The organism is Liquorilactobacillus ghanensis DSM 18630, from assembly GCF_001435235.1.
Classification (GTDB): Bacteria; Bacillota; Bacilli; order Lactobacillales; family Lactobacillaceae; genus Liquorilactobacillus; species Liquorilactobacillus ghanensis.
Genome location: NZ_AZGB01000005.1, coordinates 71,164 through 95,553, shown reverse-complemented (window position 1 = coordinate 95,553; position 24,390 = coordinate 71,164). Strand labels below are relative to the sequence as shown.

Below are 24,390 nucleotides of genomic sequence, written 5' to 3'. Positions count from 1 at the left end.
GCAGCCTAACCCCCTTTAACTAACTATATTTGATGTTACCACAATCTCCCACTCTCAACCACTATTTTACCACTTGATTATCGAAACAATAAAAAAAATTATAATTCCCTGCCCTGTTTAAATGAATTTAATTTTTTTCTAATTTTTTAAACCAACTATCATTAAGAATTCAATCGTTTTCAGACTAATTGAGCTAAAAAAAAGAAGCTCATTTCGAGCTTCAAACATTTATTATTCCATAAATAGTTAATCTGAGTATCTAAGATACAAATTTCAAACCAAAGATCAACAGTAGAGTTAGGTAGCTTATTATAACTAAAATTCCAAAGATTCGCCAAAATTGCAGCCAAAAAAGCGAATAAACAATTTCACCACGAGTAACCGCCAAAAAAAGAGTTAAACCAATTCCCAGCAAAGCTGCAAAAAGCGAAATTTCCGGCAGCAAACTTGTTTTTAAAATTACCATTGATAAGCGGTGTATACAATAAATCAAATAAAAAATAATCAAGTCAACAGGATAAAGTTTTTTCGGGAAAAAACGGGGAAACTTTCTTTTCCAAAAACTTAACCCCACCCACAAAATACCGATCACAGCTAATTGCACCAACACCTCATACTTCATCGGTACCATCCTGCCGTTCATTTAAAAATGTATCATGGAGTGCATTAACTGCCGCAATTAAATCACTTTGTTTAACCAATACCCAGATCGTTGTATAGCTGTCTGTCGTTTGTAAAATTTTAATTTTCTTAGCCGTTAAAGCTGAAACAATTCGCGCCGTGATTCCCGGCGTCCCCATAATTCCAGCCCCAACGATCGAAACCTTGGCACAATCTTCAATAATCTCGGTTTTAATTTTTTTGGCAGCCAACAATTGCTTCGCAACTTGGCTTTGCTGCTGATTTAAATTAAAGACAACTTTTTCTGGCAAAATATTGATAAAATCAACGCTTAGATGATTATCTGCCAATAAGGCAAAAACATTTTCGGCTGTCAAATCAGCTGTTGCAATAATAAATTGTGTCAATCCAACTTGATGGGCAATTCCCGTCACCGCTCGGTAATGGCGAATTGATAAATCCTTATCCGAAACCAAGGTTCCCAGTTCATCAACACTATCCCAAGTCGAACGAATCCGCAACGGTAAATGAGCTTGTTGAGCTACTTCAACTGCTCGTGGATGAATAACCTTAGCTCCTTCATGTGCCATGTTAGCTACTTCTTCATAACTAACATTTTTGAGGAACTTAGCTTTTTTTACCAGCCGCGGGTCAGCGGTCATCATTCCCGAGACATCAGTAAAAATATCGACACGTTTAGCTGATAATGCAGCACCTAATAAAGCCGCCGAAGTATCACTGCCACCGCGTCCCAGCGTTGTGATATGCCCCTGACGGGAAAGACCTTGGAAGCCTGCAACGACAACGACATCATTCGTCTTAAAGGCCTTTAAAATTGCATCGGTTTTGACATCCAAAACTTTAGCATTTTGGTATTCATTATTAGTTCGAAAGCCGGCGTCTGGTCCGGTCATGGCAATCGCTGCAAATTTTTGCTTTTTCAGCATTTCTGTAAAAACCGCAGTAGAAATAATTTCTCCTACTGAAACTAACATATCTAATTCCCGATTTGATAGTAACGAACTTGCTCCATCTACCAAGTTTAATAATGAATCGGTAGCATAAGGAGCTCCTTTACGACCAATCGCTGAAACTACTACAACTGTTTTATATCCTTGATCAACGGCATACTGAACATGCTCGATTGCCTTTTTCCTTGACTGATCATCTTGAACTGAGGTGCCGCCGAATTTTTGTACCATTATTTTCACTGCTGATCATTCCTCACTTTCACTCATCCAAAGTTATTAATATTAGATGAGCTGCTATTCCCTAAAAATTATAAATCGTTCATAGTTTACGTGAAATATCCAAAATTAGCAAGTCACTTAATTAAGGATTTTGCTGTTTTAATTTGACAGTATTAATCTTAAAACGGTATAGTTATTTATAAATACTAATTTAAAAGGGTGAACAAAAGTGGCAAAAAAGAAGCGCAGCCGTTTTCAAAAAATTACGATGGCAGTTATTTGGCTAATGATCATCGTAACTGTTGGGACAGTTTTCCTGACAGCTATTTTTTCAGTAATGGGTTACTAATATCTATTTAATCAAGCTTCAAATTAAATTCACCAGCTTGAATGTTATTCCCAACAATTCATTTGGTTAATAAAACCTGTTTTCCACCAGTATACTGGTGGCTTTTTTTAACCAATAAATTATTTGCGAATTAATCCCTCTTTAGCAACTTGGTTATTCTCCAAGCAACGCTCATTTGGCAACCAAACTTGGTCTAAAAAATCACGCCACTAACTATTATTCTCCAAAATAAAAAACCTTTCTCTAAATCAAAGGTTTCCACTAATTTCATTGCCGCTAACAAAATTAATTCTAATTTGTTACCAGCCACATCAATTATTTTAAATTGTTCTTCCGAATAATTACTCCATTCCGACATACTGTTTAATGGCTGCTAAACGTTGCCGCGTATTAGCAGAGTCAGCAACATGACCATTAATTAATTGATTAACATATGGTTTAGACAAGCCAAAATGATCAGCAATGTCAGTCTGTGATGACGGTTTGATTCCTAAACGTTTGTTTCTCTTTAAACAAAGTAAAATTGCATCTGAAATTTCATAATTCACCTGACTCCACTCCTATTATCTAAATTGTTATCTAACAAATTTGACTAAGATTTACTCAGTATTATATTATTAAAGGTATTCTAGGGATTTAAACAAAATCTTTTATATCTTAAATTATACTAACTTATAAGTTAGATTTCAACTAAATTTCTACCTTTTAAGCTAGAAAAGGAGTCAGGCATATTATGATTGTTGATCGCATCAAAGAATTAGCCAAAAAAAATCATATTACAATTTATCAATTAGAGTCGGAACTAAATTTAGGCCATAACACCATTTACCAATGGAACAAACGGCAGCCATCTATTTCGCGAGTTGAAAAGATCGCTGATTATTTTAATGTTTCCGTTGATTATCTATTAGGACGCGCATCTGAAAAAAAACTACAGGTTGAATTAAAACAAAATGATAATGTCATTTTTACCTATGAAGGGAAAAAAATATCTCGAAAAGATTTAGCGATTATCAACTCTATTTTGCGAAGTAATAAATAGACAGATAATTTTTCAATTGCGGAGGCAACTTTTATGAATGAACTGCTGATCCAGTTGACACAATTGGCGCATAAAAAGGAAATTTCAGTTTACTGGATAACTTCCTTAACACCTGAAGCTCCTTCAATTGCCAGTGCTGATCAACGAATAATCATTATGAATCAAAATTGGAAAAAACCGCATGAATTAATTTTTCAATTTGCTCATGAACTGGCTCATTTGTTGCGAAATGAATCAAGCGATCAAATTTTATATCGTACTACGACGGCTCAGCTTTTAAGTATTGAGCACCAGACCAATCAATTAGCCATCAATCTATTAATCCCTTTCTACTTAAAACAAGTGACTACTCATACTATCAACAGTCAAGAATTTATTCAAAGTTTCGGTATCCCCCAGCGCTATCAGGAATTAGTTAAACAAGAACTTACAGCCTATTTAATCAATCATCCACAATAAGGCTTTAATCCTTTAGCTTGGCCCCTGAGCGCCCTCTAGAACTTTTACAAACCAGTACCTGATTATTTTAGAGCAAACAAAAAAAGCCTTGAATAACAGGCTTTTTCTTGGTTCTATTTGCGTAATTTTTCTGGGATACGAGCAGCTTTACCATGTAAAGCACGTAAGTAATACAACTTAGCCCGACGTACGCGTCCTTGACGAACAACTTCAATTTTATCAACACGTGGTGAATGAACTGGGAAAGTTCTCTCCACACCGACGCCGCTGCTGATTTTACGAACAGTATATGTTTCACTGATACCTTGTCCGCGACGTTTAATAACGACACCTTCAAATAACTGGATTCGTTCCCGGTTACCTTCAACAATTCGAGCATAAACCCGAACCGTATCTCCCGGACGAAAATCAGGAATATCTTTGCGTAATTGTGACTCTGTAATTTTTTGAATCAATGGATTCATTTTCTTTCTTCCTTTCACCAGCATTCATGTCCAGTCGCAGCGGAATGCTGTTAATATGGCTAACAAGCCAACCACAATATTATCATACTTGATTGCAGCAATCAACTTTTTTCTGCAAATTCACGCAACCACTTTTTTTGTTGTGAGTTCAATTTGATATTTTCTAATAAATCCGGTCGGCGCTGATAAGTCCGCAAAAGAGCTGCTTTTTGCCGCCAATCAGCAATTTTTTGGTGATTGCCGCTCAATAAGACTTCCGGCACTTTCAATCCTTGGAAATCAGCTGGTCGAGTGTACTGCGGATATTCCAGTAACCCGGTTAATCCGCTGGAAAATGAATCAGCTGGTGCCGAAGCTTGATTACCCAGCACTCCAGGTAATAATCTAACTGTCGCATCAATCATTGCCATCGCTGCAATTTCTCCACCAGTCATTACAAAGTCCCCTAGCGAAACCTCATCGGTCACCCGGGTTCTAATGCGCTCATCATACCCCTCATAATGTCCACAAATAAAAGTCAGCGATTTTTCCTGTGAAAATTTTGCTGCCAAGGATTGATCAAACTTTTTTCCAGCCGGATCAAGCAAAATTACCCGTCCCAGCTCTCCATCCTGTTTTTCCAGAGCATCTAACGCAGAAAAAATTGGCTGAGCCTGCAGCAGCATCCCAGCTCCACCACCGTAGGGATAATCATCGACATGTTTTTGCCGACTGGTTGTATAATCACGAAAATTAACCACCTCCACTGCAATTAATGCTTTTTCAATCGCTTTTCCAACAATCGATTCATGCAACGGTCCGGTAAACATTTCTGGAAAAAGACTTAAAATATTAATTTTCATCAATCATCCAACCCATCTAGCAATTCAACTTCAACTTCATTTTGCTCAAGATCAATTTTTTTAATAACATCATGAATTGCTGGTAATAATAAATCCGGTTTTCCTGCCCGTTCAACTACCCAAACATCATTAGCACCTGGACTTAAAATTTCTTTGATTTTTCCTAAAATTTGCTTTTGTCCATCTACAACCTTCAGTCCAATAATTTGATGATAATAGTAATCACCGGCTGCCAGAGGAGTTTGCTCAGTTTCGTCAATCAGCAGCTTGGCATTTTTTAAAGCTTCAACTGCTGTTAGGTCAGTATACTCAACAAAAGACAGTAAATAAAATTGTTTAAACGGTCTAACAGTTTTAAGTGTTAACTTTTGGGGGATAGCTGTATCTGTTTGCACATAAATAAATTTTCCCGGTTGAAATCGTTGTTTTGCAAAATCAGTTATAACGGTTACTTTGACTTCACCTTTAATTCCATGGGTATTAACGATTTTTCCAACTTCAAAATATTTCATAAACCTCTCCTTAAAAAAACTCCCTAAACAAAACATTGCTGTCTTATCAAGAGAGTTCTTATACCAGAAATATTCACTCAACCAATATTAATGAAAACCCCATTTTTAATTGATTGATTTTTTATAACTTATAAGTTTCAAGCTTAACGGCCAAACTTTATTTTTTTGCAAACCGTGCTTCGTGGAATTTCTTCATAATTCCTTGTTTTGCAAGAATGTTTTTAACCGTATCAGATGGCTGTGCACCATTGTTTAACCAAGTCATGATGGTTTCTTCTTTAAGAGTCACCTGTTCTGGTTGAGTCAATGGATTATAAGTTCCAACGTTTTCGATAAAACGGCCATCACGCGGTGAACGCGAGTCGGCTACAACGATTCGATAAAATGGACGTCGTTTAGATCCCATTCTTTTCAAACGAATTTTTACTGACATTAATGACACCTCCTAATTAATTTATCAACGAATAATAATATACCAATAAATTGCCAAGCTGTAAAGTATTATTTCTTGACAGCTACTTTTTATTTAGCTATTTACGTCTTTTTTTCAGCTTTTTCAGCCGTTTAAGCTTACGTTTTTTATTTTTACGCACCATTGAATTTAATGACATTTTAGCCATTTTACCCGACAAGCCGTTCCCCAGCAAACCTTCCATCCCGTTCAAGTTGCCTTTACTAATATTACTCATCATTTTCTTCATTTGATCAAATTGTTTGATCATCCGATTAACTTCTTGAATCGGTCGGCCGGATCCACCGGCAATTCGGCGGCGGCGACTAGGATTTAAAATATCGGGCTGTTCACGCTCTTGTGGCGTCATCGACAAAACTACTGCTTTAATATGCGCAATTTGTTTTTCATCAATTTGAAAGTTTTTCAGTGCCGGATTATTTGCCATTCCTGGAATCATTTTCATCAAATCATCCATCGGTCCCATTTTTTGAACTTGTTCCATTTGATCAAGAAAATCATTAAAGTCAAAGCTGTTTTCCCGCATTTTTTCTTGCATTTCAGCAGCTTTTTTCTCATCGAAGTCTTGCTGAGCCTTTTCAATTAAGGTCAGCATATCCCCCATGCCTAAAATTCTTGAAGCCATTCGATCTGGATAAAAGACATCCAGATCAGTCATTTTTTCACCTTGACCAATAAACTTAATCGGTTTGCCGGTAACTGCCCGAATTGATAAAGCAGCCCCGCCACGAGTGTCACCATCCAGCTTGGTTAAAACAACCCCCGTAATATTTAGTTGTTCATTAAAACCCTTAGCGACTTCAACCGCATTTTGTCCGGTCATCGCATCAACTGTCAGCAAAGTTTCATCTGGATGTGCCAGTTGGGTGATCTGTTTTAATTCATCCATCAATTTTTGGTCAATTTGCAACCGACCAGCTGTATCAATTAAAACATAATCATTTTTCTTTTCTTGGGCTAATTCCAATCCTTGCCGAACAATCTCAACTGGCGAAACATCGGTGCCTAATGAAAATACAGGCGCCTCAATTTGTTGACCTAAAGCCTGCAGCTGATCGATCGCAGCTGGTCGATAAACATCTCCGGCAATCAGCAATGGCCGCGCATGTTGCTCATTTTTCAGCTTCAGTGCCAATTTACCTAAAGTAGTTGTTTTACCAGCTCCTTGCAGACCAACCATCATAATAATAGTTGGAATCTTTTCAGATTTTTGCAACGGAACCGCTTCTTGCCCCATTACTTCTGTTAACTGTTCATTAACGATCTTAACAATCTGTTGTGCTGGGGTTAAACTTTCCAGTACCTTAGCACCGGTTGCTTTTTTTCGAACATCCTTAACAAAATCTTTAACTACTTGAAAATTAACATCGGCTTCCAACAACGCCAAACGAATTTCGCGCATAACTTCGTTGACATCGCTCTCACTGACTTTGCCTTTACGTTTTAATTTGCCAATCGCTTGTTGCAATCTTTCAGTTAAACCTTCAAATGCCACTTTAATTCACCAACCTATTCTTCTATGCTTTCCAGCCGTTCTAACAGCTGCAAAAGTTTTGTATCTTCAGGATACTGGTTAACAGCATATGTCTTGATTTGTTCTATCTGCTGATTAAGTCGTTGAAATTGCTGATACAACTGCAACTTTTCTTCATAAGCCGTTAAAATATTCTCAGTCCTTTTAATATTATCATAGACTGCTTGTCGTGATACATGATAATTTTCTGCAATTTCCCCTAACGAAAGATCTTCACGATAATAATAGTCAATATACTTAGTCTGTTTTTGCGTCAGTAATGGCTCGTAAAAATCAAGCAGTGCATTTATTCGATTTGTCTTTTCAATCGTCATCGACTACTTTTGCTATATAAAACATCAGCAAACATCAACAATTATGCTTGCAAAAGAAATATAGTTTTTCCTTTCTTAATTATTGCTTTTATCACCATCAGTCTTTTAGCACCTAGGCAATTACATTAGTCAGTCCTTACAAAACAAGCTATAGTTTTCTGCAAAATTCTGCGTTCATTATATCACGTCTGATCGTTTGAGACTGCTTTTTAATAGCAGCCAGCTTATTCTTGTTGCTGATCTGCGTCAGTACTTTGCAATAACCCACCGAACAATCCAGCAACAAATTTTTCTGGATCAAAGTTCTGCAAATCATCCAACTGTTCTCCCAGTCCCACTAATTTAACCGGTAAATGTAATTCGTTACGAATCGCCAAAACGATTCCACCCTTGGCTGTACCATCTAATTTAGTCAAAACTATTCCGCTGACCGGTGTTACATCTTTAAATTGCTTAGCCTGTGTTAAAGCGTTTTGTCCGGTCGTTGCATCAAGTGCCAGCAGCACTTCTTGTGGAGCTGTTGGGATTTCTCGGGTAATAACACGTGAAATTTTTTCCAATTCTTTCATCAAATTAACTTTGTTTTGAAGGCGTCCAGCTGTGTCAACTAATAAAACATCAAATTTTTCTGTTTTCGCCCGTTTGACAGCATCATAAACAACCGATGCTGGATCACTTCGAGCCGGCTTTTGAACCACTGGGACTTCAACTCTTCTACCCCACTCTGCTAATTGTTCAATTGCTCCGGCACGGAAAGTATCACCGGCTGCCAGTAAAACTCGTTTACCCGTTTTCTTTAATTGATAAGCCAACTTACCGATCGTCGTTGTTTTACCAACACCATTGACCCCCACAAATAAAAAGACTGTTGGTCCATCTGTTGCAAAATGCAATTTTGCATCTTCATCGGCTCCTTCTTGTTCATACAGTTCAATTAATTTTTGAATGATAACTTCGGATACAGCTTGTTTAGTTTTAGCATTTTTTAATTTAACTTCCTGCCGCAACTCGTCACTGATTTTAACTGCTGTTTCAAAACCGACATCTGATTCAATCAGTGTCTCTTCTAAATCATCAAAGAAATCTTCATCAACTGTGCGGAAATTTGCTAATAAACTATTCAATTTATCACCAAATGTCTGCCGACTTTTAGCTAAACCTTCATCATATTTCTTTTCTGCAGCAGTTGGTTCTGCTGGTTTTTCTCCTGTAAAAGCCTGTTTTATTTTCTCAAAGAAGCCCATAGTATTCCTCCCCTAATTTTAGGTTAATGCCACTGAAACCATTTTGGAGATACCGGATTGCTGCATGGTGACCCCATAAAGCACATTAGCATGATCCATAGTTCCTTTACGGTGTGTAATCACTATGAATTGTGCCTTTTTACAAAATCTTTGTAAATATTGTGCATATCGATCAACATTTGCATCATCTAGTGCTGCTTCTGTTTCATCTAAAATTACAAATGGGACCGGTTTAATCTGCAAAATTGCAAATAACAAAACAATTGCTGTCAAAGCTTTCTCGCCACCTGATAATAACGACAAACGCTGTAATTTCTTACCTGGCGGCTGTGCCATAATCTCAATTCCAGTCTGCAGCAAATCATTCGGTTCTGTCAACTTTAAACTGGCTTGACCGCCGCCAAACATTTCAGGAAAAATCTGACTGAAAGCAGCCGCTATCTGCTTAAAAGTTTTTTGAAAACGACTTTTTACCTCTTGATCAATTTCCAACATACTCTTTTGCAGTTCTGCCTTAGCTTCAAGCAAATCTTGCCGTTGAGCCGTCAAAAATTGATAACGTTGATTAACCCGTTCAAATTCTTTAATTGCTCCTAAGTTAACCTCGCCTAATTCACTGATGCTGCGTCTTAACAATTTCAGTTGTCGTTCAATTACGACTGAGTCAGTCTCAATTTTAAGTTGCTGGGCAGCTTCAAAAGTTAATTGGTACTTTTCACTTAAAGTCTGTAAATCATGATCAAGCTGCTGTTCTTGCTGCTCAGTTTGATATTTAAGTTGCTGCAACTCTTGCTGCGCCAATTGCTGTATTTCTGCTTGGCGTTTGCTTTTACTTTGCAGTTGTGCAGCTTGCTGTTGCAATTGAGCTCGCTGTTGTTGCAATTTTTGCAATTTTTGTTCAGCTGTTTGTTGTTGTTGCTGCAACTGAGCCAATCGCTGCTGCAAGCTCTCACCACTAAGCTGCTGTTGATCAGCATTTGCTGTCAATTCAGTCAATTCACTTCGATACTGTTCTAAATGAAGTGCTTGCTGGGTTATTCGTTTCTTCAATTCATTTACCTGCTGTTGGCTGCTTGCTTGTTGTTGCAACAAAACGGCTTGTTTTTGTTGCAATTCAGCCAATTCAATTTCTTGCTGATGATGAACTGCTGTAATATTTTCCAACTGCCGCTGCCGACTGGCAAATTCTTGTTTTAATTTAGCCAAATCTGTCGTAAGCTGCTGTTTTTCTTGAACAGCTTTAGCTTGATCGGCAGCAAAATTATTAAGTGATAAGTTGCTTTGCTGTACTTCAAATTGTTGCGCTGTTAGTTGTTGTTGCAAATGCCCAGTTTCGTTTTGCTGCAATTTTAAATTAGTTGCTGCCGTTTGATAAGCTTGCGTTGCTTGTTTTACTTGCGGTTCAAGCAGCATTAGTTGCTGTGCTACCGCTTGTTGCTGCTGTTTGAGCTGACCACCTAATTCTTCAATTTGGGCTAACTGTTTTTTCATCTTATCCACAGCAGCTGCCAATTCAGTTGTCTGCTGCTGTTGTGACAATAAACCATTATTACTGCGCCGAAAACCGCCACTCATAGAACCACCAGCATTAATTACGTCCCCATCCAGTGAAACGATTCGGTAACGAAAATTTAGCTTTCGTGCAGCAATAATCGCATTGTCGATCGAATCAACAATTACCGTAGTCGCCAATAAATGTTCCAAAACCATTTGATTTGAATCAGCCGTTTTAACTAATTGGCTAGCTATCCCAATAACTCCTGACAAATTTTTCAGTCGTTGTTCAATTGATAGTGGCAATTTTCGCGGTTGAATCGTTGTTCGGGGTAAAAAAGTTACTCGGCCGAAATGATGTGTTTTCAAATAACTAATGGCCTGTTTAGCTGCTAATTCATCGGTAACAACAATATTTTGCAATTGTCCTCCCAAAACTGTTTCAATTGCAACAGCTATCTTTGACGGTACACTTAACAATTCTGCCACTGAACCAATAATTCCAGTTAATTGTTTTTTTGCCAGTAATACTTGTTTAACACCTTGATAATAATTACTGTAGTTGCTAGAGATTTCATGAAAACTGTCACATTTAGCTCGAGTTTGCTGAAAAATACCATTTGCTTGGTACCAACGTTGCTGCTGCTCAGTATATCGCTGCTGCAGCTCTTTTTGGTGGTTGATCAGCTGTTGTTGTTGTTGCTGCTGCTGCTGCAACTTTCTTTTCAATTCAGCAACAGTATTTGCAGCATCATTATGTTGAGTCGCAGTTGTATCCTGCTGCTGCTGCAATTGCGTCAAGCGGGCTGTTAATTGCTGCTGATGCAGTAACTGTCGCTGATGTTCTTTAGTTAAATAATTAATTTGATTATTCACTGACGCTTGGCGTTGCATTTTCGCAACAATTTGATTTCGCAGTTCTTCAATTTGCGTTTGCAACTCAGCTGAATCCAGCTGTAATTCTTTTTTCTTGGTTTTGATTGCTGTTTTGACTGACGTTATCTTTTGCTGCTGTTGTGCTAAACGCTGTTCCAACTGGTGCAGTTGTGTTTGTAATTGCTGCTGCTCCTGCTCGGCAGTTGCAAGTTGTTGATTCAGAGTTTGTTGACGCTGTTCTCGATAATCCTGCTGCTGTAAAGTCAAGCGTTGTTGGCCATTAAGCTGCTCACGCTGCTGAACGATTTTTACTAATTCACTTTGACAGTTATCCAGCCGTTGAACTACCTGCTGCTGCTCTTGCTGTAATTTTTTTTGTTGTTGTTGCAGATCTGTTGCTAATTGTTGCTGCTGTGTTGCTTGAACTGCAGCTGCTTTTAATTTTGCCTGCTGGTTTGTCTGCTGTTTAGCCGTCGTTTTTAGTCGATAAATCAGTTGACTGCGCTCAAAGTAGGTTAATTGCTTTTTTTGATTTAAATAATCTTTTGCTGCACTCGCTTGTTGTTTCAACGGTTCAACCTGGCCTGCCAATTCGCTGACAATGTCAGCAACTCGCAGTAAATGATCATCAGTTTCAGCCATTTTACTTTGAGCATCCAAGCGTTCTTTTTTGTACTTTAAAATGCCGGCAGCTTCTTCGATAAATTGCCGGCGTTCTTCTGGTTTGCTATTAAAAACCTGTTCAACTTTTCCTTGTGAAATCAGTGAAAAAGAATCTTTCCCCAATCCTGTATCCATTAATAAATCAGTAATGTCTTTCAGACGAACAAATTTTTGATTTAATAAAAATTCACTTGTTCCATCACGAAAAAGCCGGCGTGTAATCGCAACCTCATCAGTATCAACTGCCAGAAAGTGATCGCTATTATCAAAGGTAATTTCAACTTCTGCTCGATTCAAAGCAGCTTGATCATTCGAACCGGCAAAAATTACATCCGGCATCCGGGAACCGCGCAAACTTTTAGCTGACTGTTCACCCAAAACCCAGCGGATCGCTTCAACTAAATTACTTTTTCCGCTGCCGTTCGGCCCGACAATGGCCGTTAATCCCGGACGAAATTCAATTTGTGTTTTTTGCGCAAATGATTTAAAGCCATCCAGTACTAATGACTTGAGTTTCATTTCAGCTGCTCCTTACTCTTTATTTATCAGCATGTAACTTAATCAATGCTTCCCGAGCGGCCGCTTGTTCAGCCGCCTTTTTGGAATGTCCTTGACCTTGACCCAAAAGTTTACCATCGGCACTAACTGTCATCGTGTAACGTTTATCATGTTCTGGACCATCATTTTCCAACTCATGATATTCAATATCTACATCACCATCTTGCTGCAAAAATTCTTGGAGTTCTGTCTTATGATCAAGCAAATGGTCAAACCAACCTAGATCGATCTTGGGAAAAACAACCTGCGAAATAAATTTGTCGACTGCTGGTTTTCCCTGGTCTAAATATAGTGCCCCAACAAAGGATTCAAAAATATCACATAACAGCGATGGCCGCTGCCGTGCATGAGACTTTTCTTCTCCTTTGCCCAAACGAATATATTGATCAAAATGACATTCAACAGCAAACTTGCTAAAACTGTCTTCACACACCATCGCTGCTCGCAACCGTGATAGTTTTCCTTCAGGTAATGCCGGATAGCGTAAAAATAAATACTCGGAAACGCACAATTGCATAACTGCATCTCCCAAGAATTCAATTCGTTCATAATATTTTAAACTTTGATTAGGATGTTCATTAACATATGAAGCATGCGTAAAAGCTTCATCTAATAATTCCGTTCGTTTAAACTCGATTTCAAAATGCTCTTTAAGCCACTCAGTTAATCCATCTATCAATCTTCATCTGCTCCTTTATTTAATTTTCCGATTTATTGGTAAAAGTAAAAGGCCGCAATCAAAACATGCGTTTTGTGCTGGCCTTGATTGATATCCCAAATTTATCGTTTATTTTTGGTGATTTTTGATGTAGGTAACAACATCTCTAACTGTCTGCAATTTTTCAGCTTCTTCATCTGGAATTTCAGCACCAAAACTGTCTTCCAACTCTAAAACGAATTCTACTAAATCAATTGAATCAGCATCTAAATCATTAGTAAAATTCAAATCTGGGGTAATCTTATCAACCGCAATTTCAAAACGTTCATGAATAATCTTGGCAAGTTTAGTAAAAATTTCTTCTTCTGTCATTTTTTATTTCTCCTTATTAGCTGCATTATTCGTATTTTCAGATGCCTGATTCAAGTTAGAAAAATATTCAACCAAATCAGGAATCATTTGTTCTTTCAACATTTGTTCAATCTGACCTAAAGTATAGTAAACCGTCTCCGCATCACTGGCACCATGCGCTTTAACCACCGGAGCTTTAACTCCCAGCAACACCGCTCCACCATACTGTGCTTGATTCATTTTAGCCTTTAATTGTTTAAAAGCCGGTTTAAGTAAAAGAGCTCCTACTTTGCTGCTGACACCACTATCCATAATTGTTTTCTTCAGCAAATGCATAATAGCAGTTGCTGTTCCTTCAATTGATTTCAGCAAAGTGTTACCCATAAATCCATCAGCAACAATCACATCAGCTTCATTTTGCAAGACCGTATTTGCTTCGATATTGCCAATAAAATTAATAGCGGGGTCAGCCTGCAATAACTGATAGGTTTCCTGAGTCATTTTACTTCCCTTATGCGGTTCAGTTCCATTATTCAGCAAACCGATCCGAGGATTAGCAATTCCCCGGACTTTTTGCGCATAATACTTGCCCAAAATTGCATATTGATGTAGATGTTCGGGTTTATTTTCGGCATTGGCCCCACTATCCAATAAATTAAAAGCCCCTGATTGTTCACCAATCACTGGTAACGTTGAAAGCAAGCCAGGTCTGACGATTCCCTTAATTCGACCAACAATTAATAAACCAGCAGTCAACAATGCTCCAGTATTGCCACACGAAAACAGCGCATCTGCTTCACCTTTCTTGACGGCCTGTGCTGCCATCACTAATGAAGATTTTTTCTTGCGTCTAATCGCCCGGACCGGTTCATCATTCATCCCGATTACTTCATCAGCTTGAATAAGTTCAATTCTTGTTTGATCTGTTAATAGTTTACTAATTTGGTCCGTTTGACCGTAAAGTAAAAATTCTAACTCTGGATATTGATCACGTGCTTTAGCGACTCCCGCCACGATAGCCTCCGGTGCATGATCTCCACCCATTGCGTCTACTGCTATTTTCACTGTTTTTCCTCCTAAAAGTATCAGTCAAACCCCAACGGCTGCCGCTGCAAATAATGCAGCAATGGTTTAGTTGCAGCTGTTTTACCAAAATCAGGCTGTTTAACAATCTGACTGGCATCAATTTGGGCCGTCTGTAAAATTCTCAAATCTTTGACCGGATCGGCAACCTTAAATTCAGGCAGCCCTGCTTGCTTGTTGCCTAAAACATCACCTTGACCGCGTAATTCTAGATCACGCTGAGCAATAACAAAACCATCTGTTGTTTCCGTCATTGTCTGCAGTCGTTCACGTCCATAATCGGTTTTGGGATCAGCCACCAGCAAACAATATGATTGCTTGCTGCTGCGGCCAACTCGTCCTCGCAACTGATGAAGTTGCGCTAAGCCAAATCGATCAGCATCTAAAATCAAGATCACGGAAGCTTTGGGAACATCAACCCCAACTTCAATTACCGTTGTTGCAACTAAAACAGCAATTTTGCCACCTGTAAAAGCTGTCATGATCTGTTCTTTTTCATCACTTTTCATTTTACCATGAATTAAACCGACTTGATATTCCGGTGCAAAAAATTTAGTTGCGTCCTCTGAAAGTTGTTCAGCATTTTGCAAATCCAATACTTCCGATTCGCTAACCAGTGGTGTAACCAAATAAGCTTGCTGACCCTGTTTTAGCTGCTCTTTAATAAAATTAAAAGCTTGCTGTAATTGGGTTTTTTTCAACCAAAAAGTTTTAACCGGCTTGCGTCCTTGAGGTAATTCATTAATAATTGAAACATCCATTTCGCCATAAACCGTTAAAGCCAAAGTTCTTGGAATCGGAGTTGCTGTCAAGGCCAACACATCAGGTTGAACACCCTTCAATCGTAAAGCTTGGCGCTGATTAACTCCAAAACGATGTTGTTCATCAGTAATAACCAGTCCCAGATTTTTAAATTCCACTCCATTTTGAATCAAAGCATGCGTTCCAACCAGAACATTAATCGCTCCTTTTTGCAACTGTTGTAGTAGTTCACGCCGCTGCCGACTACCAGAAGTCGTGGCACCAGTCAGTAAACTGACATTAACCCCCAATGGTTCAAATAAACGAAAAAGTTTATCAGCATGCTGACGTGCTAAAATTTCAGTTGGTGCCATCAATGCTGCTTGATATCCCGCCGTCACTGCGGCATAAATTGCAATAGCAGCTACAATTGTTTTTCCCGAACCAACATCACCTTGCAACAGCCGATTCATGTGAATTGGTCGGTGCATATCATGACAAATTTCATTAACCGATCGTTTCTGAGCTGCTGTTAGTTCAAAAGGCAGTTGACTGATAAATTTTTTCAATTGCTGATTATCATAATTAATCTGCAAGCCACTTTGCTGCTGATCCAACTGTTTCAAATATTGCAATCGTGCTTCAAATAAAAAAAATTCTTCATACACTGCTGTTCGTTTAGCTGCTTGGGCGGCTGCCTGATCAGCCGGAAAATGCATATCATGTATCATCTGCTGCCGTGACAGTAAATGATACTTTTTCTGCAAATTTTGCGGCAACAGATCTGAAATTTGCAAATGATAACGTTCAAACGCCTGTTTCACTAATCGCTGCAGCTGTGTGGCGTGAATTTCTTTAGAAGAACGATAAACTCCCGCAAGCCGCTCTTTTTTATTAAGTGACAACAATTTCATTCCTAACAGTTGCTGCCGAGCACTCTCCCATTTACCAAAAACTGTCAGTTCTGCTCCTTGAGTAACTTTATCTACTAAATATCCCTGATTAAAAAAAGTTACCAATACAACTTGATCATCAATTTGCAAATTAAAATTCAAGCGATTTTTTTTGCGACCAAAATGAACTAGAACTGGTGCCGTTGCTACAACTCCACGAAGCGTCACTTTTTCTTGGTCAATTAGTTCAGCAATTTTCTTGGGACGATAATCATCATAACGAAACGGAAAAGCTGTCAACAAATCTTCAATCGTTGTAATCCCTAAATGCTGTAAAGCCTGCAAAGTCTTGGGACCAACGCCTTTTAAGCTTGCAAGTGATTGTTCTAATATCGTTTCCAAGCTGCTCACCCTCCAAGAACAAAAAAACTGACCGTGATTGCCGGCCAGTCAGAATCTTCTTATCATTCCACCGAAATTAAATATGGATAAACCGGCTGACCACCGAAATGAACCTCAATTTCTAAATCACTATCCAAGTGCTGGGCAGCTGCAGCGATTTCTTGTGCTTCTTCTTGATTACCATCGGCCCCATAAATAATTGTCACGATTTCGCTATCAGCAGACAACATCCGTTTCAACATTGAAATTGCTGCTGTTTTACGAACTGCATTTGTCAAAACAATTTTCCCATCAACAATCGCCATAAAATCGCCTTTTTTAATGTTTTGACCATCAATGGCTGTATCACGAACCGCTGTCGTGATTTGGCCTGAAACAACAGAATCCAATTCAGCTGTCATCCGTTCTTGATTGTCTTTTAATGATGCCTGACTGTCAAAACTCAGCAATGAGGTCATCCCCTGAGCAACTGTTTTACTTGGAACAACTGCGACATCAACATCGGCAACTTTGGCTGCTTGATTGGCAGCCAAAAAAATATTTTTATTATTCGGCAGGATCAAAACTTTTTTTGCTTGAGTTTGTTTAATTGCCTCAACAATATCCTCTGTACTTGGATTCATTGTCTGACCGCCATTTAGGATCAAAGTTGCACCCAAGCTTTTGAATAATTTACCTAAGCCAACTCCCGATGCAATTGCAATAATTCCATAACCGTTAATAGTTTCACTAACAGCCGGTTTAGTCGGTGCACTTGATTCATTATCCGTTTGACGATCGTGTTCCAGAATGGTTTCATGCTGCAAACGCATATTATCGACTTTGACTTTAATCAAAGAACCGAAGTGTTGCCCGTAAGATAAAACCTGACCGGGATGTTCCGTATGAACATGCACCTTTACTACCTGCTCATCAGCTACTACTAGTAATGAGTCACCAATTTCACTTAAATGTTGACGAAAAGCATCATAATCAAACTTTTTATCAACCAAACGACCTGCTCCTAAACGAAGCATAATCTCAGTACAATATCCATAACGAATATCTTCAGTGTTTAATTGACTCTGAACGCTTTGATGATGAGCAGCATTGACCATTTCATCCATTTCAACCATATTGGGCTGATGCTTTGCGACTGGTTCAGCAACGGCTTTTCCAGCCAAAACAGCTGCAAATCCTTCATAAACAAAGGTCAATCCCTGACCACCAGAATCAACTACTCCCACCTCTTTGAGAACTGGCAATTGTTCTGGTGTATGTGCCAAAGCATCCTTTGCCGCTTCATATGCTGCTGACATCACTGTTGAGACATCGGTTTGATTACTAGTTTGATTTGCTGCCTTGGCAGCTTGACGAGCAACCGTCAAAATCGTTCCTTCCGTAGGCTTCATAACTGCTTTATAAGCTGATTCAACACCACTGCTCAAAGCAGCTGCTAAATCAGTTGGCGTTAATTCAGCTTTTTTTTCAGTACTTTTGTAAAAGCCACGAAAAATCTGTGACAAAATAACTCCAGAGTTGCCCCGTGCACCCATTAGCAACCCTTTAGCCAAAGTTGCTGCTAAACTTCCAACATCATCAGCTGTTGATTCAGCAACATACTTAGCTCCGCTGGCAAATGATAAACTCATATTAGTTCCAGTATCACCATCCGGTACCGGAAAAACATTTAACGAGTTAATAAAGTCAGCATTTTTATTTAAACGTTCAGAACTGACAGCAACCATTTTTCTAAATTCCGCTGCCGTTATCTTTTTAGCTTTCAAAATTATATCCTCCCCGCTATAATAACTACTCTTCAATCACTCTAACGCCTTGAACAATGACGTTTACCGAATTAGCAGTTATTCCCAGCATCGATTTTAAATTATACTTGACTTTATCTTGAACATTGCGGCAAACTTCTGAAATCTTTGTTCCGTAACCGACAACGATATAAACATCAACTGCCACCCGGTCATTTTCTTGACGCACAACCACACCTTTTGCATAGTTATCACGTTTTAAAATCTCATTTAAATTATCGCGTATTTGATTTTTACTAGCCATTCCGACAATTCCAAAAATTTCAGTGGCAGCTCCACCAACAACTGTAGCAATCACATCGTTGGTTATTTCAATATCCCCATACTGTGTTTTAATCTTAACAGCCATAAATAATAGCCCTCCTTATAAAAGAACACAACAGTTAAACGTATTTTATCATAAAAGTTGAAGTAACACCAAACCTGTGACTCAGTCACCAGCTGCGTTTAAATAGCTGCCAAGGATTTTTACTTTACACAAAGTTCTTGCATTAAATACTTATCTATGCTATTTTTATTAAATGAGCGAGCATTTATTGCTACGAAATTCAGCAATCAGGGAGGATCATCATGGCTAAAGATTTTATTACCGGTCGTAAAACCGTTTTTGGTAAAAAACGTTCACACGCTTTAAACCAAACTAACCGCAGCTGGAAACCAAATTTGCAAAAAGTTCGGATTTTAGTTGATGGCAAACCAAAACGTGTTTGGGTTTCAGCACGTGCCTTGAAATCAGGTAAAGTTACCCGCGTTTAATTAAACTGAATCAAAAGAACCAGTCCTTACTGTGAGTGCTATTTGTTAAAGCGACAGCTTTAAACCGTGCATTCAATTGAAGGTACTGGTTCTTTTTTAATCACTGCTCTGAATTACACAAACAACGCCACTGGTGAATGAAAATTTAGCAGTTGTTCCCACAAACTCATTGCTTGCCAAAGAAATTGGCTGACTAAAATCTTTGCCGGCTAAACGATACTTCTCATCATATAAAACCAACTGAGTTACTTTAGTCAATGGCACAAACGCTAAATATTTTTTATCCGGTTGTTTTTGCAGCAAATATGTTCCCGGCTTGAAGAAACTGATATTATTTTGCCGATCAATCAAGGTTATCCGATCAAGTGCTGGATAAAACTCTGGCTGCAAAATAAAAAATAAGTTTGCCAATAAGTGATCGATCCGGCCGCCAGTAGCCCCATAAATCTTAAGCTGATCTGGCCGATAGTCACGTAGAATGACCCGAACTGCTAATTCAGTGTCAGTATCATCTTTTTCTGCTTTAGCAGTTTCTACACGCTGACTGTTTTTAAAAATCAATTCTCGTTCAGCCGCCGTTGAAGAATCAAAATCACCAATTGCCAGCTGAGGGGTAATTCCTGCCTTAACTAAACGTAACGCTCCGCGATCAGCACCACCCCAGCAAGCAGCTTTTTTAGTGGTTAACAAATCAGTTGGTAACTGCATCACTGGTCCGCCAACTAATAAATTAAATTCCTTCATAATTGTTCCGCCTCCGCCGCTTGCCGTAACAGCTGAATTTGTTTAGCTGGGTCAGCTGTAAAAACAAATGAACCGGCAACTGCCACCGTGGCTCCCGCTTGACGGCAATAACTGATAGTTTGGTCGTTAATTCCACCATCAACTTCAATTTCAAAATTATAATGCTGCTGTTGTTTGATTTCAGCTAAGCGTCGAATTTTTTTCAATACTGACGGCAAAAATTTTTGACCGCCAAATCCGGGATTAACCGTCATCAACAAGACAGCATCGACTAGTGGCAAAATCTCCTCAACCGTTGCTAAACTCGTTCCCGGATTTAAAACGATTTCTGCCTGACAACCGGCTTGTTTAATTTGCTGAACAATGCGATAACTATGAGCTGTCGCTTCTGCGTGAAAACCAATGACTGTTGCCCCAGCCTTGGATAGTGGCTGAATATAAGTACTAGGATCAGTCACCATTAAATGACAATCAAAAGGCAGCCGCGTCACCGGTCGTAAAGCTTGAACAATCGGCAATCCAAAAGAAAGATTCGGGACAAAGTGGCCATCCATGATATCAATATGCAAATAGTCAGCTCCTGCTTCCTCAACTTGTTTAACATCACGACCCAAATCAGCAAAATTGGCACTTAAAATCGATGGAGCAATTTTCATATGATCATCCCTTCTCTTAATAACGCGGCTTTTGCTGCTGAATAACTGTCAGCAGTTGTAAATAGCTTTGGTAGCGACTGGCAGCAATCCTTTTCTCCTGAACTGCTGCTTTAACGGCACAATGTGGTTCATTTTGATGCAAGCAGCCACGAAACTTGCAAGCTGACTGGCAAGCTAAAAATTCGGGAAAGAAATTCCGTAACTCAACAGCAGCAATATTCTGTAACTCAAAGGATGAAAAACCCGGTGTATCAGCTAAATAGTTTTCACCTATGCGAAATAATGTGACCTTTCGCGTAGTATGTTTACCACGGCTCAACGCCTTAGAAACTGCACCAGTTTCTAACTTCAAGTTTGGTGCCAAATGATTTAATAATGTTGATTTGCCAGCACCGGTTTGTCCCATCACAACTAAAGTCTGTTGCTGAAAATCAGCAGCCATTATGTGTTGTTGAATTGCTGTAACGGTTGTAAAAACCGAGTACCATTCCTGATAATTATTAATAATCAGTTTAAAATCTGTTACTTCACTTTCAGTCAACAAATCCAGCTTAGAAAAATAAATTAATGGTTGAATCTTTTGCGCAGCTAACATGACTAATTGCCGATCAAGTAAATTAGCTGAAAAATTGGGTTCTTTACAAGATACTACCACAACTGCCCAATCAACATTAGCAATTGGCGGTCGCACCAACTGATTTTTACGAGAATCAATTTTTAGCAAATATCCTTCGCTTTGATTATCAGCCTTAAATTCGACCCAATCACCAACCAAAGGAGTAATTTTTTTTTGCCGAAAATTACCACGGGCACGTGTCCGATAGATTATTCCTTTAGACACAACATCATAGTAGCCACTGAGTGATTGTAGAATCTGTCCTTTTACCATTAACTGCCCCCTAATTTTCGCTCGTAACATTATCATTTTCAGCGATCGTTTTACCATTTGCAACAACTTTATATTTTCCAGTTGCCGAATTAGACAAAGAAAACGGCAAAGTTACTTTAGTATCCTTGGTAATTGATAAAGTTTGATATACCTGGTCCAAACTATGATTATCATCAGCTAAATAAATTTGTACCTGTTGTGCAGGTGCACTTGAATCAGCTGAATTGTCAGCTGGTTCATTATACGGTATAGTAATATCCATTTTAAATTGGTTAGCTGATGAGGCTGTTGAACTGGATGAATCCGTACTGCTTGAGCTTGCAGGACTAGATGATGATTCAGCTGCTGAAGTTGATGAAGTGCTGGCTGCATCCGTTGTTGAAGCTGCAAATGTAACCGTCAAAATACCTCCGCTTTGAACTAATGTACCGGCGGCTGGTGTTTGGGCAACCACCAAATCGGCATCACTTGCTGTCTTTTCTGAACCAGCTTGCCAATTGCTTTGCAGTACTAAACCTAATTCATTTGCATAATCAATTACGCTTTTGCGTGTATATCCTGTCAAATCACGCAATTTGATGGCAGTTGCCCCGGTACTGACAGTAAAAGTTACCGTTGAATCCCGCCAAACAACCTTCCGTTTAGGATTAATGCTTTGGGCCATTATTTCTCCAGTCGCAATCGTTTTTGAATGCTTTTCTGTTTTTAAAACCGTAACTCCCTTTTTTTCCAAACGCTTTTTTACTTTATTGAATGACTGTCCGCGATAATTTCCAAACTTTCGTTTCTCTGGTCCGCTCGATAAAATTAAAGCAACTTTAGATTTTTGACGAACACTGCTGCCCGCAGCTGGTTCAGTCTGTACAATCTGTCCTTTATAATACTTTCCACTTGTCCGATAGCGCGTTTTGCCGACCGTTAATTGCTGCTGCTGCAAAACAGCTACTGCTTCACCCTTGGTCATGCCCTGCAAATCAGGAACTTTAACTGATCGCGGTGCGACCGCAAAGCCAATTAGACCTAATACCAATAAAAATCCGGCAAATGAAGCGCCAATTACCAACCATTTTTTCTTTTTGCTCCACTTTTTTTTCGGTGTTGGTGTTTTTTTAACTGCTGCTTGTTTAGTTTCACTTTCTTTGAGCGGCTCTAATACCTTAGTTTCATCATCTAAAAGCTGCTGGGGATGCCAAGGAGCTTCAGCAGCTCTTTGGGGGCTGAGTGCCGTTTTTAAATCTGCCGCCATTTCAGCAGCACTTTGATAACGATCCGTTAAGTTTTTAGCTGTCGCGTGAAGAATCACATTTTCAAGTGCCTGCGGAATTTCGGGATTAAATTGACGTACCGCTGGCATTTCATCCTTATAATGTTTCAAGGCAATTGAAACCGCTGTTTCACCCTGAAAAGGGACTCTTTTAGTTAATAATTCAAATAAAATAATTCCTAATGAATAAATATCTGATTGCTTTGTAACCACACTTCCACGTGCTTGTTCTGGAGACAAATAGTGAACTGATCCCATTAAAGTATTTGTTTGCGTTAAGGAATCAGTTGTTGCCAAAGCAATCCCGAAATCCGTAATTTTAACTTGGCCCTCATGATTAATTAAAATATTCTGTGGCTTTAAATCACGGTGAATTATTCCATGGTTATGTGCATGATCGACAGCAGCCAAAATTTGTTCCATAATCGCCACAACTGTCGGAAAAGCTAGCGGAAAATTCTGTTGAATATAGGCTTTCAGGTCTGTTCCTTCTACATATTCCATGATCAGATATTGCATTCCGTTATCTTCACCAACATCATAAATGCTGACAATGTTAGGATGAGTTAATTCCGTCAGCGAAATTGCTTCACGCTGAAACCGTCGCACCGCTGCTGGATCATCACGCAAATCCAAACGCATCAGCTTAACTGCGACCGGTCGCTGTAAAATTAAATCTTGCGCTAAGTAAACATTGGCCATCCCGCCTTCGCCTAAAGTCTGTTTAATTTGATAACGGCCACTTAAAACATACCCGGCTCTCATTTTCCAGCCACCTCAACTTTGTCTTGAATAGCGGCTGTCAAAACGGTAATGTTGTCTTTACCGCCAGCTGCATTTGCCTGTCTGATCAAAATTTCACATTTATCCGCTAAACTTACTGGGTTCTGTAGAATCTTCAGCAGTTGGCTATCTTCTAACATATTAGTTAAACCATCAGTGCATAATAACAGTAGATCCCCTGCCTGCAATTCAATCAATTGCTGATCTAAAACTGCTTCGTCTGAGACTCCCAGTGTCCGTGTAATAATATTTTTTTGCGGATGGTGACGAGCTTCTTCCGAGCTAATTTGTCCGCGTTTTACCAATTCATTAACCAAAGAATGATCCTCAGTCAATTGAAACAGCTTTTTGTCTCTCAATAAATAACCCCGACTGTCTCCAATATTGGCTAAAACAGCTTGCTTGCCAAAAAAAAGTGCACAGACTAAGGTTGTCCCCATCCCAGATAAATCGCTGAATTGATTTGCACGCTGCAATATTAATTGGTTTTCTTGTTTAACTTGCTGTTCAAGCCATTTAGCTCCGACATGTGGATCAGTAAATTTGGTTGTTTCAAATTGATAGCCCAAATGCGAAACCGCCATTTCTGAAGCTACATCCCCACCGCGGTGACCACCTAAGCCATCTGCTACAACTGCAAAACGAATTCCTGCTTGATTTTTAAATAGCCCGACATAATCTTCATTTCGTTGCCGTACTTGGCCGATATCACTCTTATACGAAAAATTCAC

Annotated in this window: 26 protein-coding genes; 4 read left to right on the top strand and 22 right to left on the bottom strand. The window is 39.0% G+C overall.

Annotation, left to right across the window (positions count from 1 at the left end; genetic code table 11):
- Positions 1-259 precede the first annotated feature (259 nt).
- A complete protein-coding gene (locus tag FC89_RS02110; RefSeq protein WP_057870902.1) occupies positions 260-622 on the bottom strand; it encodes a DUF3397 family protein in 363 nt (120 codons plus the stop codon).
- A complete protein-coding gene (gene dapG / locus FC89_RS02105; RefSeq protein WP_057870901.1) occupies positions 612-1,832 on the bottom strand; it encodes an aspartate kinase in 1,221 nt (406 codons plus the stop codon). The genes FC89_RS02110 and dapG overlap by 11 nt, the downstream gene beginning before the upstream one ends.
- A 208-nt stretch (positions 1,833-2,040) precedes the next feature.
- Between dapG and FC89_RS12275 the strand changes: the two genes are divergently transcribed.
- The gene (locus FC89_RS12275; RefSeq protein ID WP_083485384.1) at positions 2,041-2,160 is read left to right on the top strand and encodes a DUF4044 domain-containing protein; all 120 of its coding nucleotides are present in this window, start codon (positions 2,041-2,043) and stop codon (positions 2,158-2,160) included.
- A gap of 341 nt (positions 2,161-2,501) precedes the next feature.
- On the opposite strand, the gene FC89_RS02100 is transcribed toward FC89_RS12275, so the two are convergent.
- Positions 2,502-2,708, bottom strand: coding sequence for a hypothetical protein (locus FC89_RS02100; protein ID WP_057870900.1), 207 nt, complete (start codon positions 2,706-2,708; stop codon positions 2,502-2,504).
- A gap of 185 nt (positions 2,709-2,893) precedes the next feature.
- Between FC89_RS02100 and FC89_RS02095 the strand changes: the two genes are divergently transcribed.
- Positions 2,894-3,202, top strand: coding sequence for a helix-turn-helix domain-containing protein (locus tag FC89_RS02095; protein ID WP_057870899.1), 309 nt, complete (start codon positions 2,894-2,896; stop codon positions 3,200-3,202).
- Between the two features lie 33 nt (positions 3,203-3,235).
- Complete coding sequence (locus FC89_RS02090) at positions 3,236-3,661, top strand: ImmA/IrrE family metallo-endopeptidase (protein ID WP_057870898.1); 426 nt, start codon at positions 3,236-3,238, stop codon at positions 3,659-3,661.
- A gap of 113 nt (positions 3,662-3,774) precedes the next feature.
- Here the strand turns inward: FC89_RS02090 and rplS are convergent, their stop codons facing one another.
- From rplS to FC89_RS02020, 14 genes are all read right to left on the bottom strand, one after another.
- Positions 3,775-4,125: a 50S ribosomal protein L19 gene (gene rplS / locus FC89_RS02085; protein WP_057870897.1), complete on the bottom strand. Its 351-nt coding sequence runs from the start codon at positions 4,123-4,125 to the stop codon at positions 3,775-3,777.
- A 101-nt stretch (positions 4,126-4,226) separates the two neighbouring features.
- Positions 4,227-4,967: a tRNA (guanosine(37)-N1)-methyltransferase TrmD gene (gene trmD, locus FC89_RS02080; RefSeq protein WP_057870896.1), complete on the bottom strand. Its 741-nt coding sequence runs from the start codon at positions 4,965-4,967 to the stop codon at positions 4,227-4,229.
- Positions 4,967-5,479, bottom strand: coding sequence for a ribosome maturation factor RimM (gene rimM / locus FC89_RS02075; RefSeq protein ID WP_057870895.1), 513 nt, complete (start codon positions 5,477-5,479; stop codon positions 4,967-4,969). The genes trmD and rimM overlap by 1 nt, the downstream gene beginning before the upstream one ends.
- 157 nt (positions 5,480-5,636) lie before the next feature.
- Positions 5,637-5,912: a 30S ribosomal protein S16 gene (gene rpsP, locus FC89_RS02070; protein ID WP_057870894.1), complete on the bottom strand. Its 276-nt coding sequence runs from the start codon at positions 5,910-5,912 to the stop codon at positions 5,637-5,639.
- A gap of 97 nt (positions 5,913-6,009) precedes the next feature.
- A complete protein-coding gene (gene ffh / locus FC89_RS02065; RefSeq protein WP_057870893.1) occupies positions 6,010-7,446 on the bottom strand; it encodes a signal recognition particle protein in 1,437 nt (478 codons plus the stop codon).
- 14 nt (positions 7,447-7,460) lie between these two features.
- The gene (locus tag FC89_RS02060) at positions 7,461-7,799 is read right to left on the bottom strand and encodes a putative DNA-binding protein (protein ID WP_057870892.1); all 339 of its coding nucleotides are present in this window, start codon (positions 7,797-7,799) and stop codon (positions 7,461-7,463) included.
- Positions 7,800-8,023: 224 nt separating this feature from the next.
- On the bottom strand, positions 8,024-9,043 hold the full coding sequence (ftsY, locus tag FC89_RS02055) for a signal recognition particle-docking protein FtsY (protein WP_057870891.1): 1,020 nt from the start codon (positions 9,041-9,043) through the stop codon (positions 8,024-8,026).
- 18 nt (positions 9,044-9,061) lie between these two features.
- Positions 9,062-12,595 (bottom strand): chromosome segregation protein SMC, encoded by a 3,534-nt coding sequence (gene smc / locus FC89_RS02050; RefSeq protein ID WP_057870890.1) that lies wholly within the window; start codon positions 12,593-12,595, stop codon positions 9,062-9,064.
- Positions 12,596-12,614: 19 nt separating this feature from the next.
- A complete protein-coding gene (gene rnc / locus FC89_RS02045; protein ID WP_057870889.1) occupies positions 12,615-13,313 on the bottom strand; it encodes a ribonuclease III in 699 nt (232 codons plus the stop codon).
- Positions 13,314-13,421: 108 nt separating this feature from the next.
- Complete coding sequence (gene acpP / locus FC89_RS02040) at positions 13,422-13,664, bottom strand: acyl carrier protein (RefSeq protein ID WP_057870888.1); 243 nt, start codon at positions 13,662-13,664, stop codon at positions 13,422-13,424.
- Positions 13,665-13,667: 3 nt separating this feature from the next.
- Positions 13,668-14,708: a phosphate acyltransferase PlsX gene (plsX, locus tag FC89_RS02035; protein ID WP_057870887.1), complete on the bottom strand. Its 1,041-nt coding sequence runs from the start codon at positions 14,706-14,708 to the stop codon at positions 13,668-13,670.
- A 20-nt stretch (positions 14,709-14,728) separates the two neighbouring features.
- Positions 14,729-16,762, bottom strand: a complete 2,034-nt coding sequence (gene recG, locus FC89_RS02030) for an ATP-dependent DNA helicase RecG (RefSeq protein WP_057870886.1) — start codon at positions 16,760-16,762, stop codon at positions 14,729-14,731.
- A gap of 62 nt (positions 16,763-16,824) precedes the next feature.
- Entirely contained in the window at positions 16,825-18,528 is a 1,704-nt protein-coding gene (locus FC89_RS02025; RefSeq protein ID WP_057870885.1) for a DAK2 domain-containing protein, read from the bottom strand.
- A gap of 25 nt (positions 18,529-18,553) precedes the next feature.
- Complete coding sequence (locus FC89_RS02020; protein ID WP_057870884.1) at positions 18,554-18,916, bottom strand: Asp23/Gls24 family envelope stress response protein; 363 nt, start codon at positions 18,914-18,916, stop codon at positions 18,554-18,556.
- 221 nt (positions 18,917-19,137) lie between these two features.
- Between FC89_RS02020 and rpmB the strand changes: the two genes are divergently transcribed.
- A complete protein-coding gene (gene rpmB / locus FC89_RS02015; protein WP_057870883.1) occupies positions 19,138-19,323 on the top strand; it encodes a 50S ribosomal protein L28 in 186 nt (61 codons plus the stop codon).
- A 96-nt stretch (positions 19,324-19,419) separates the two neighbouring features.
- Here the strand turns inward: rpmB and FC89_RS02010 are convergent, their stop codons facing one another.
- From FC89_RS02010 to FC89_RS01990, 5 genes are read right to left on the bottom strand one after another with little or no spacing between them, the layout of a single operon-like run.
- A complete protein-coding gene (locus tag FC89_RS02010) occupies positions 19,420-20,067 on the bottom strand; it encodes a thiamine diphosphokinase (RefSeq protein ID WP_057870882.1) in 648 nt (215 codons plus the stop codon).
- Positions 20,064-20,723, bottom strand: coding sequence for a ribulose-phosphate 3-epimerase (gene rpe / locus FC89_RS02005; RefSeq protein ID WP_057870881.1), 660 nt, complete (start codon positions 20,721-20,723; stop codon positions 20,064-20,066). The genes FC89_RS02010 and rpe overlap by 4 nt, the downstream gene beginning before the upstream one ends.
- A 16-nt stretch (positions 20,724-20,739) precedes the next feature.
- The gene (gene rsgA / locus FC89_RS02000; protein WP_057870880.1) at positions 20,740-21,612 is read right to left on the bottom strand and encodes a ribosome small subunit-dependent GTPase A; all 873 of its coding nucleotides are present in this window, start codon (positions 21,610-21,612) and stop codon (positions 20,740-20,742) included.
- Between the two features lie 10 nt (positions 21,613-21,622).
- Positions 21,623-23,641 carry a Stk1 family PASTA domain-containing Ser/Thr kinase gene (pknB, locus tag FC89_RS01995; protein WP_057870879.1) on the bottom strand — a complete coding sequence of 673 codons (2,019 nt, stop codon included), beginning with the start codon at positions 23,639-23,641 and terminating at the stop codon, positions 21,623-21,625.
- Positions 23,638-24,390, bottom strand: a complete 753-nt coding sequence (locus FC89_RS01990) for a Stp1/IreP family PP2C-type Ser/Thr phosphatase (RefSeq protein ID WP_057870878.1) — start codon at positions 24,388-24,390, stop codon at positions 23,638-23,640. The genes pknB and FC89_RS01990 overlap by 4 nt, the downstream gene beginning before the upstream one ends.

Excerpts from the sequence above, each read along its gene's own strand:
- trmD (WP_057870896.1), bottom strand. The coding sequence starts at position 4,967 with ATGAAAATTAATATTTTAAGTCTTTTTCCAGAAATGTTTACCGGACCG.
- rpe (WP_057870881.1), bottom strand. The coding sequence starts at position 20,723 with ATGAAAATTGCTCCATCGATTTTAAGTGCCAATTTTGCTGATTTGGGT.
- rpsP (WP_057870894.1), bottom strand. The coding sequence starts at position 5,912 with ATGTCAGTAAAAATTCGTTTGAAAAGAATGGGATCTAAACGACGTCCA.
- FC89_RS02110 (WP_057870902.1), bottom strand. The coding sequence starts at position 622 with ATGAAGTATGAGGTGTTGGTGCAATTAGCTGTGATCGGTATTTTGTGG.
- FC89_RS02020 (WP_057870884.1), bottom strand. The coding sequence starts at position 18,916 with ATGGCTGTTAAGATTAAAACACAGTATGGGGATATTGAAATAACCAAC.
- FC89_RS02010 (WP_057870882.1), bottom strand. The coding sequence starts at position 20,067 with ATGAAGGAATTTAATTTATTAGTTGGCGGACCAGTGATGCAGTTACCA.
- ftsY (WP_057870891.1), bottom strand. The coding sequence starts at position 9,043 with ATGGGCTTCTTTGAGAAAATAAAACAGGCTTTTACAGGAGAAAAACCA.
- rplS (WP_057870897.1), bottom strand. The coding sequence starts at position 4,125 with ATGAATCCATTGATTCAAAAAATTACAGAGTCACAATTACGCAAAGAT.
- rsgA (WP_057870880.1), bottom strand. The coding sequence starts at position 21,612 with ATGGTAAAAGGACAGATTCTACAATCACTCAGTGGCTACTATGATGTT.
- FC89_RS02095 (WP_057870899.1), top strand. The coding sequence starts at position 2,894 with ATGATTGTTGATCGCATCAAAGAATTAGCCAAAAAAAATCATATTACA.
- smc (WP_057870890.1), bottom strand. The coding sequence starts at position 12,595 with ATGAAACTCAAGTCATTAGTACTGGATGGCTTTAAATCATTTGCGCAA.
- acpP (WP_057870888.1), bottom strand. The coding sequence starts at position 13,664 with ATGACAGAAGAAGAAATTTTTACTAAACTTGCCAAGATTATTCATGAA.
- FC89_RS02090 (WP_057870898.1), top strand. The coding sequence starts at position 3,236 with ATGAATGAACTGCTGATCCAGTTGACACAATTGGCGCATAAAAAGGAA.
- FC89_RS02060 (WP_057870892.1), bottom strand. The coding sequence starts at position 7,799 with ATGACGATTGAAAAGACAAATCGAATAAATGCACTGCTTGATTTTTAC.
- rpmB (WP_057870883.1), top strand. The coding sequence starts at position 19,138 with ATGGCTAAAGATTTTATTACCGGTCGTAAAACCGTTTTTGGTAAAAAA.
- rimM (WP_057870895.1), bottom strand. The coding sequence starts at position 5,479 with ATGAAATATTTTGAAGTTGGAAAAATCGTTAATACCCATGGAATTAAA.
- pknB (WP_057870879.1), bottom strand. The coding sequence starts at position 23,641 with ATGAGAGCCGGGTATGTTTTAAGTGGCCGTTATCAAATTAAACAGACT.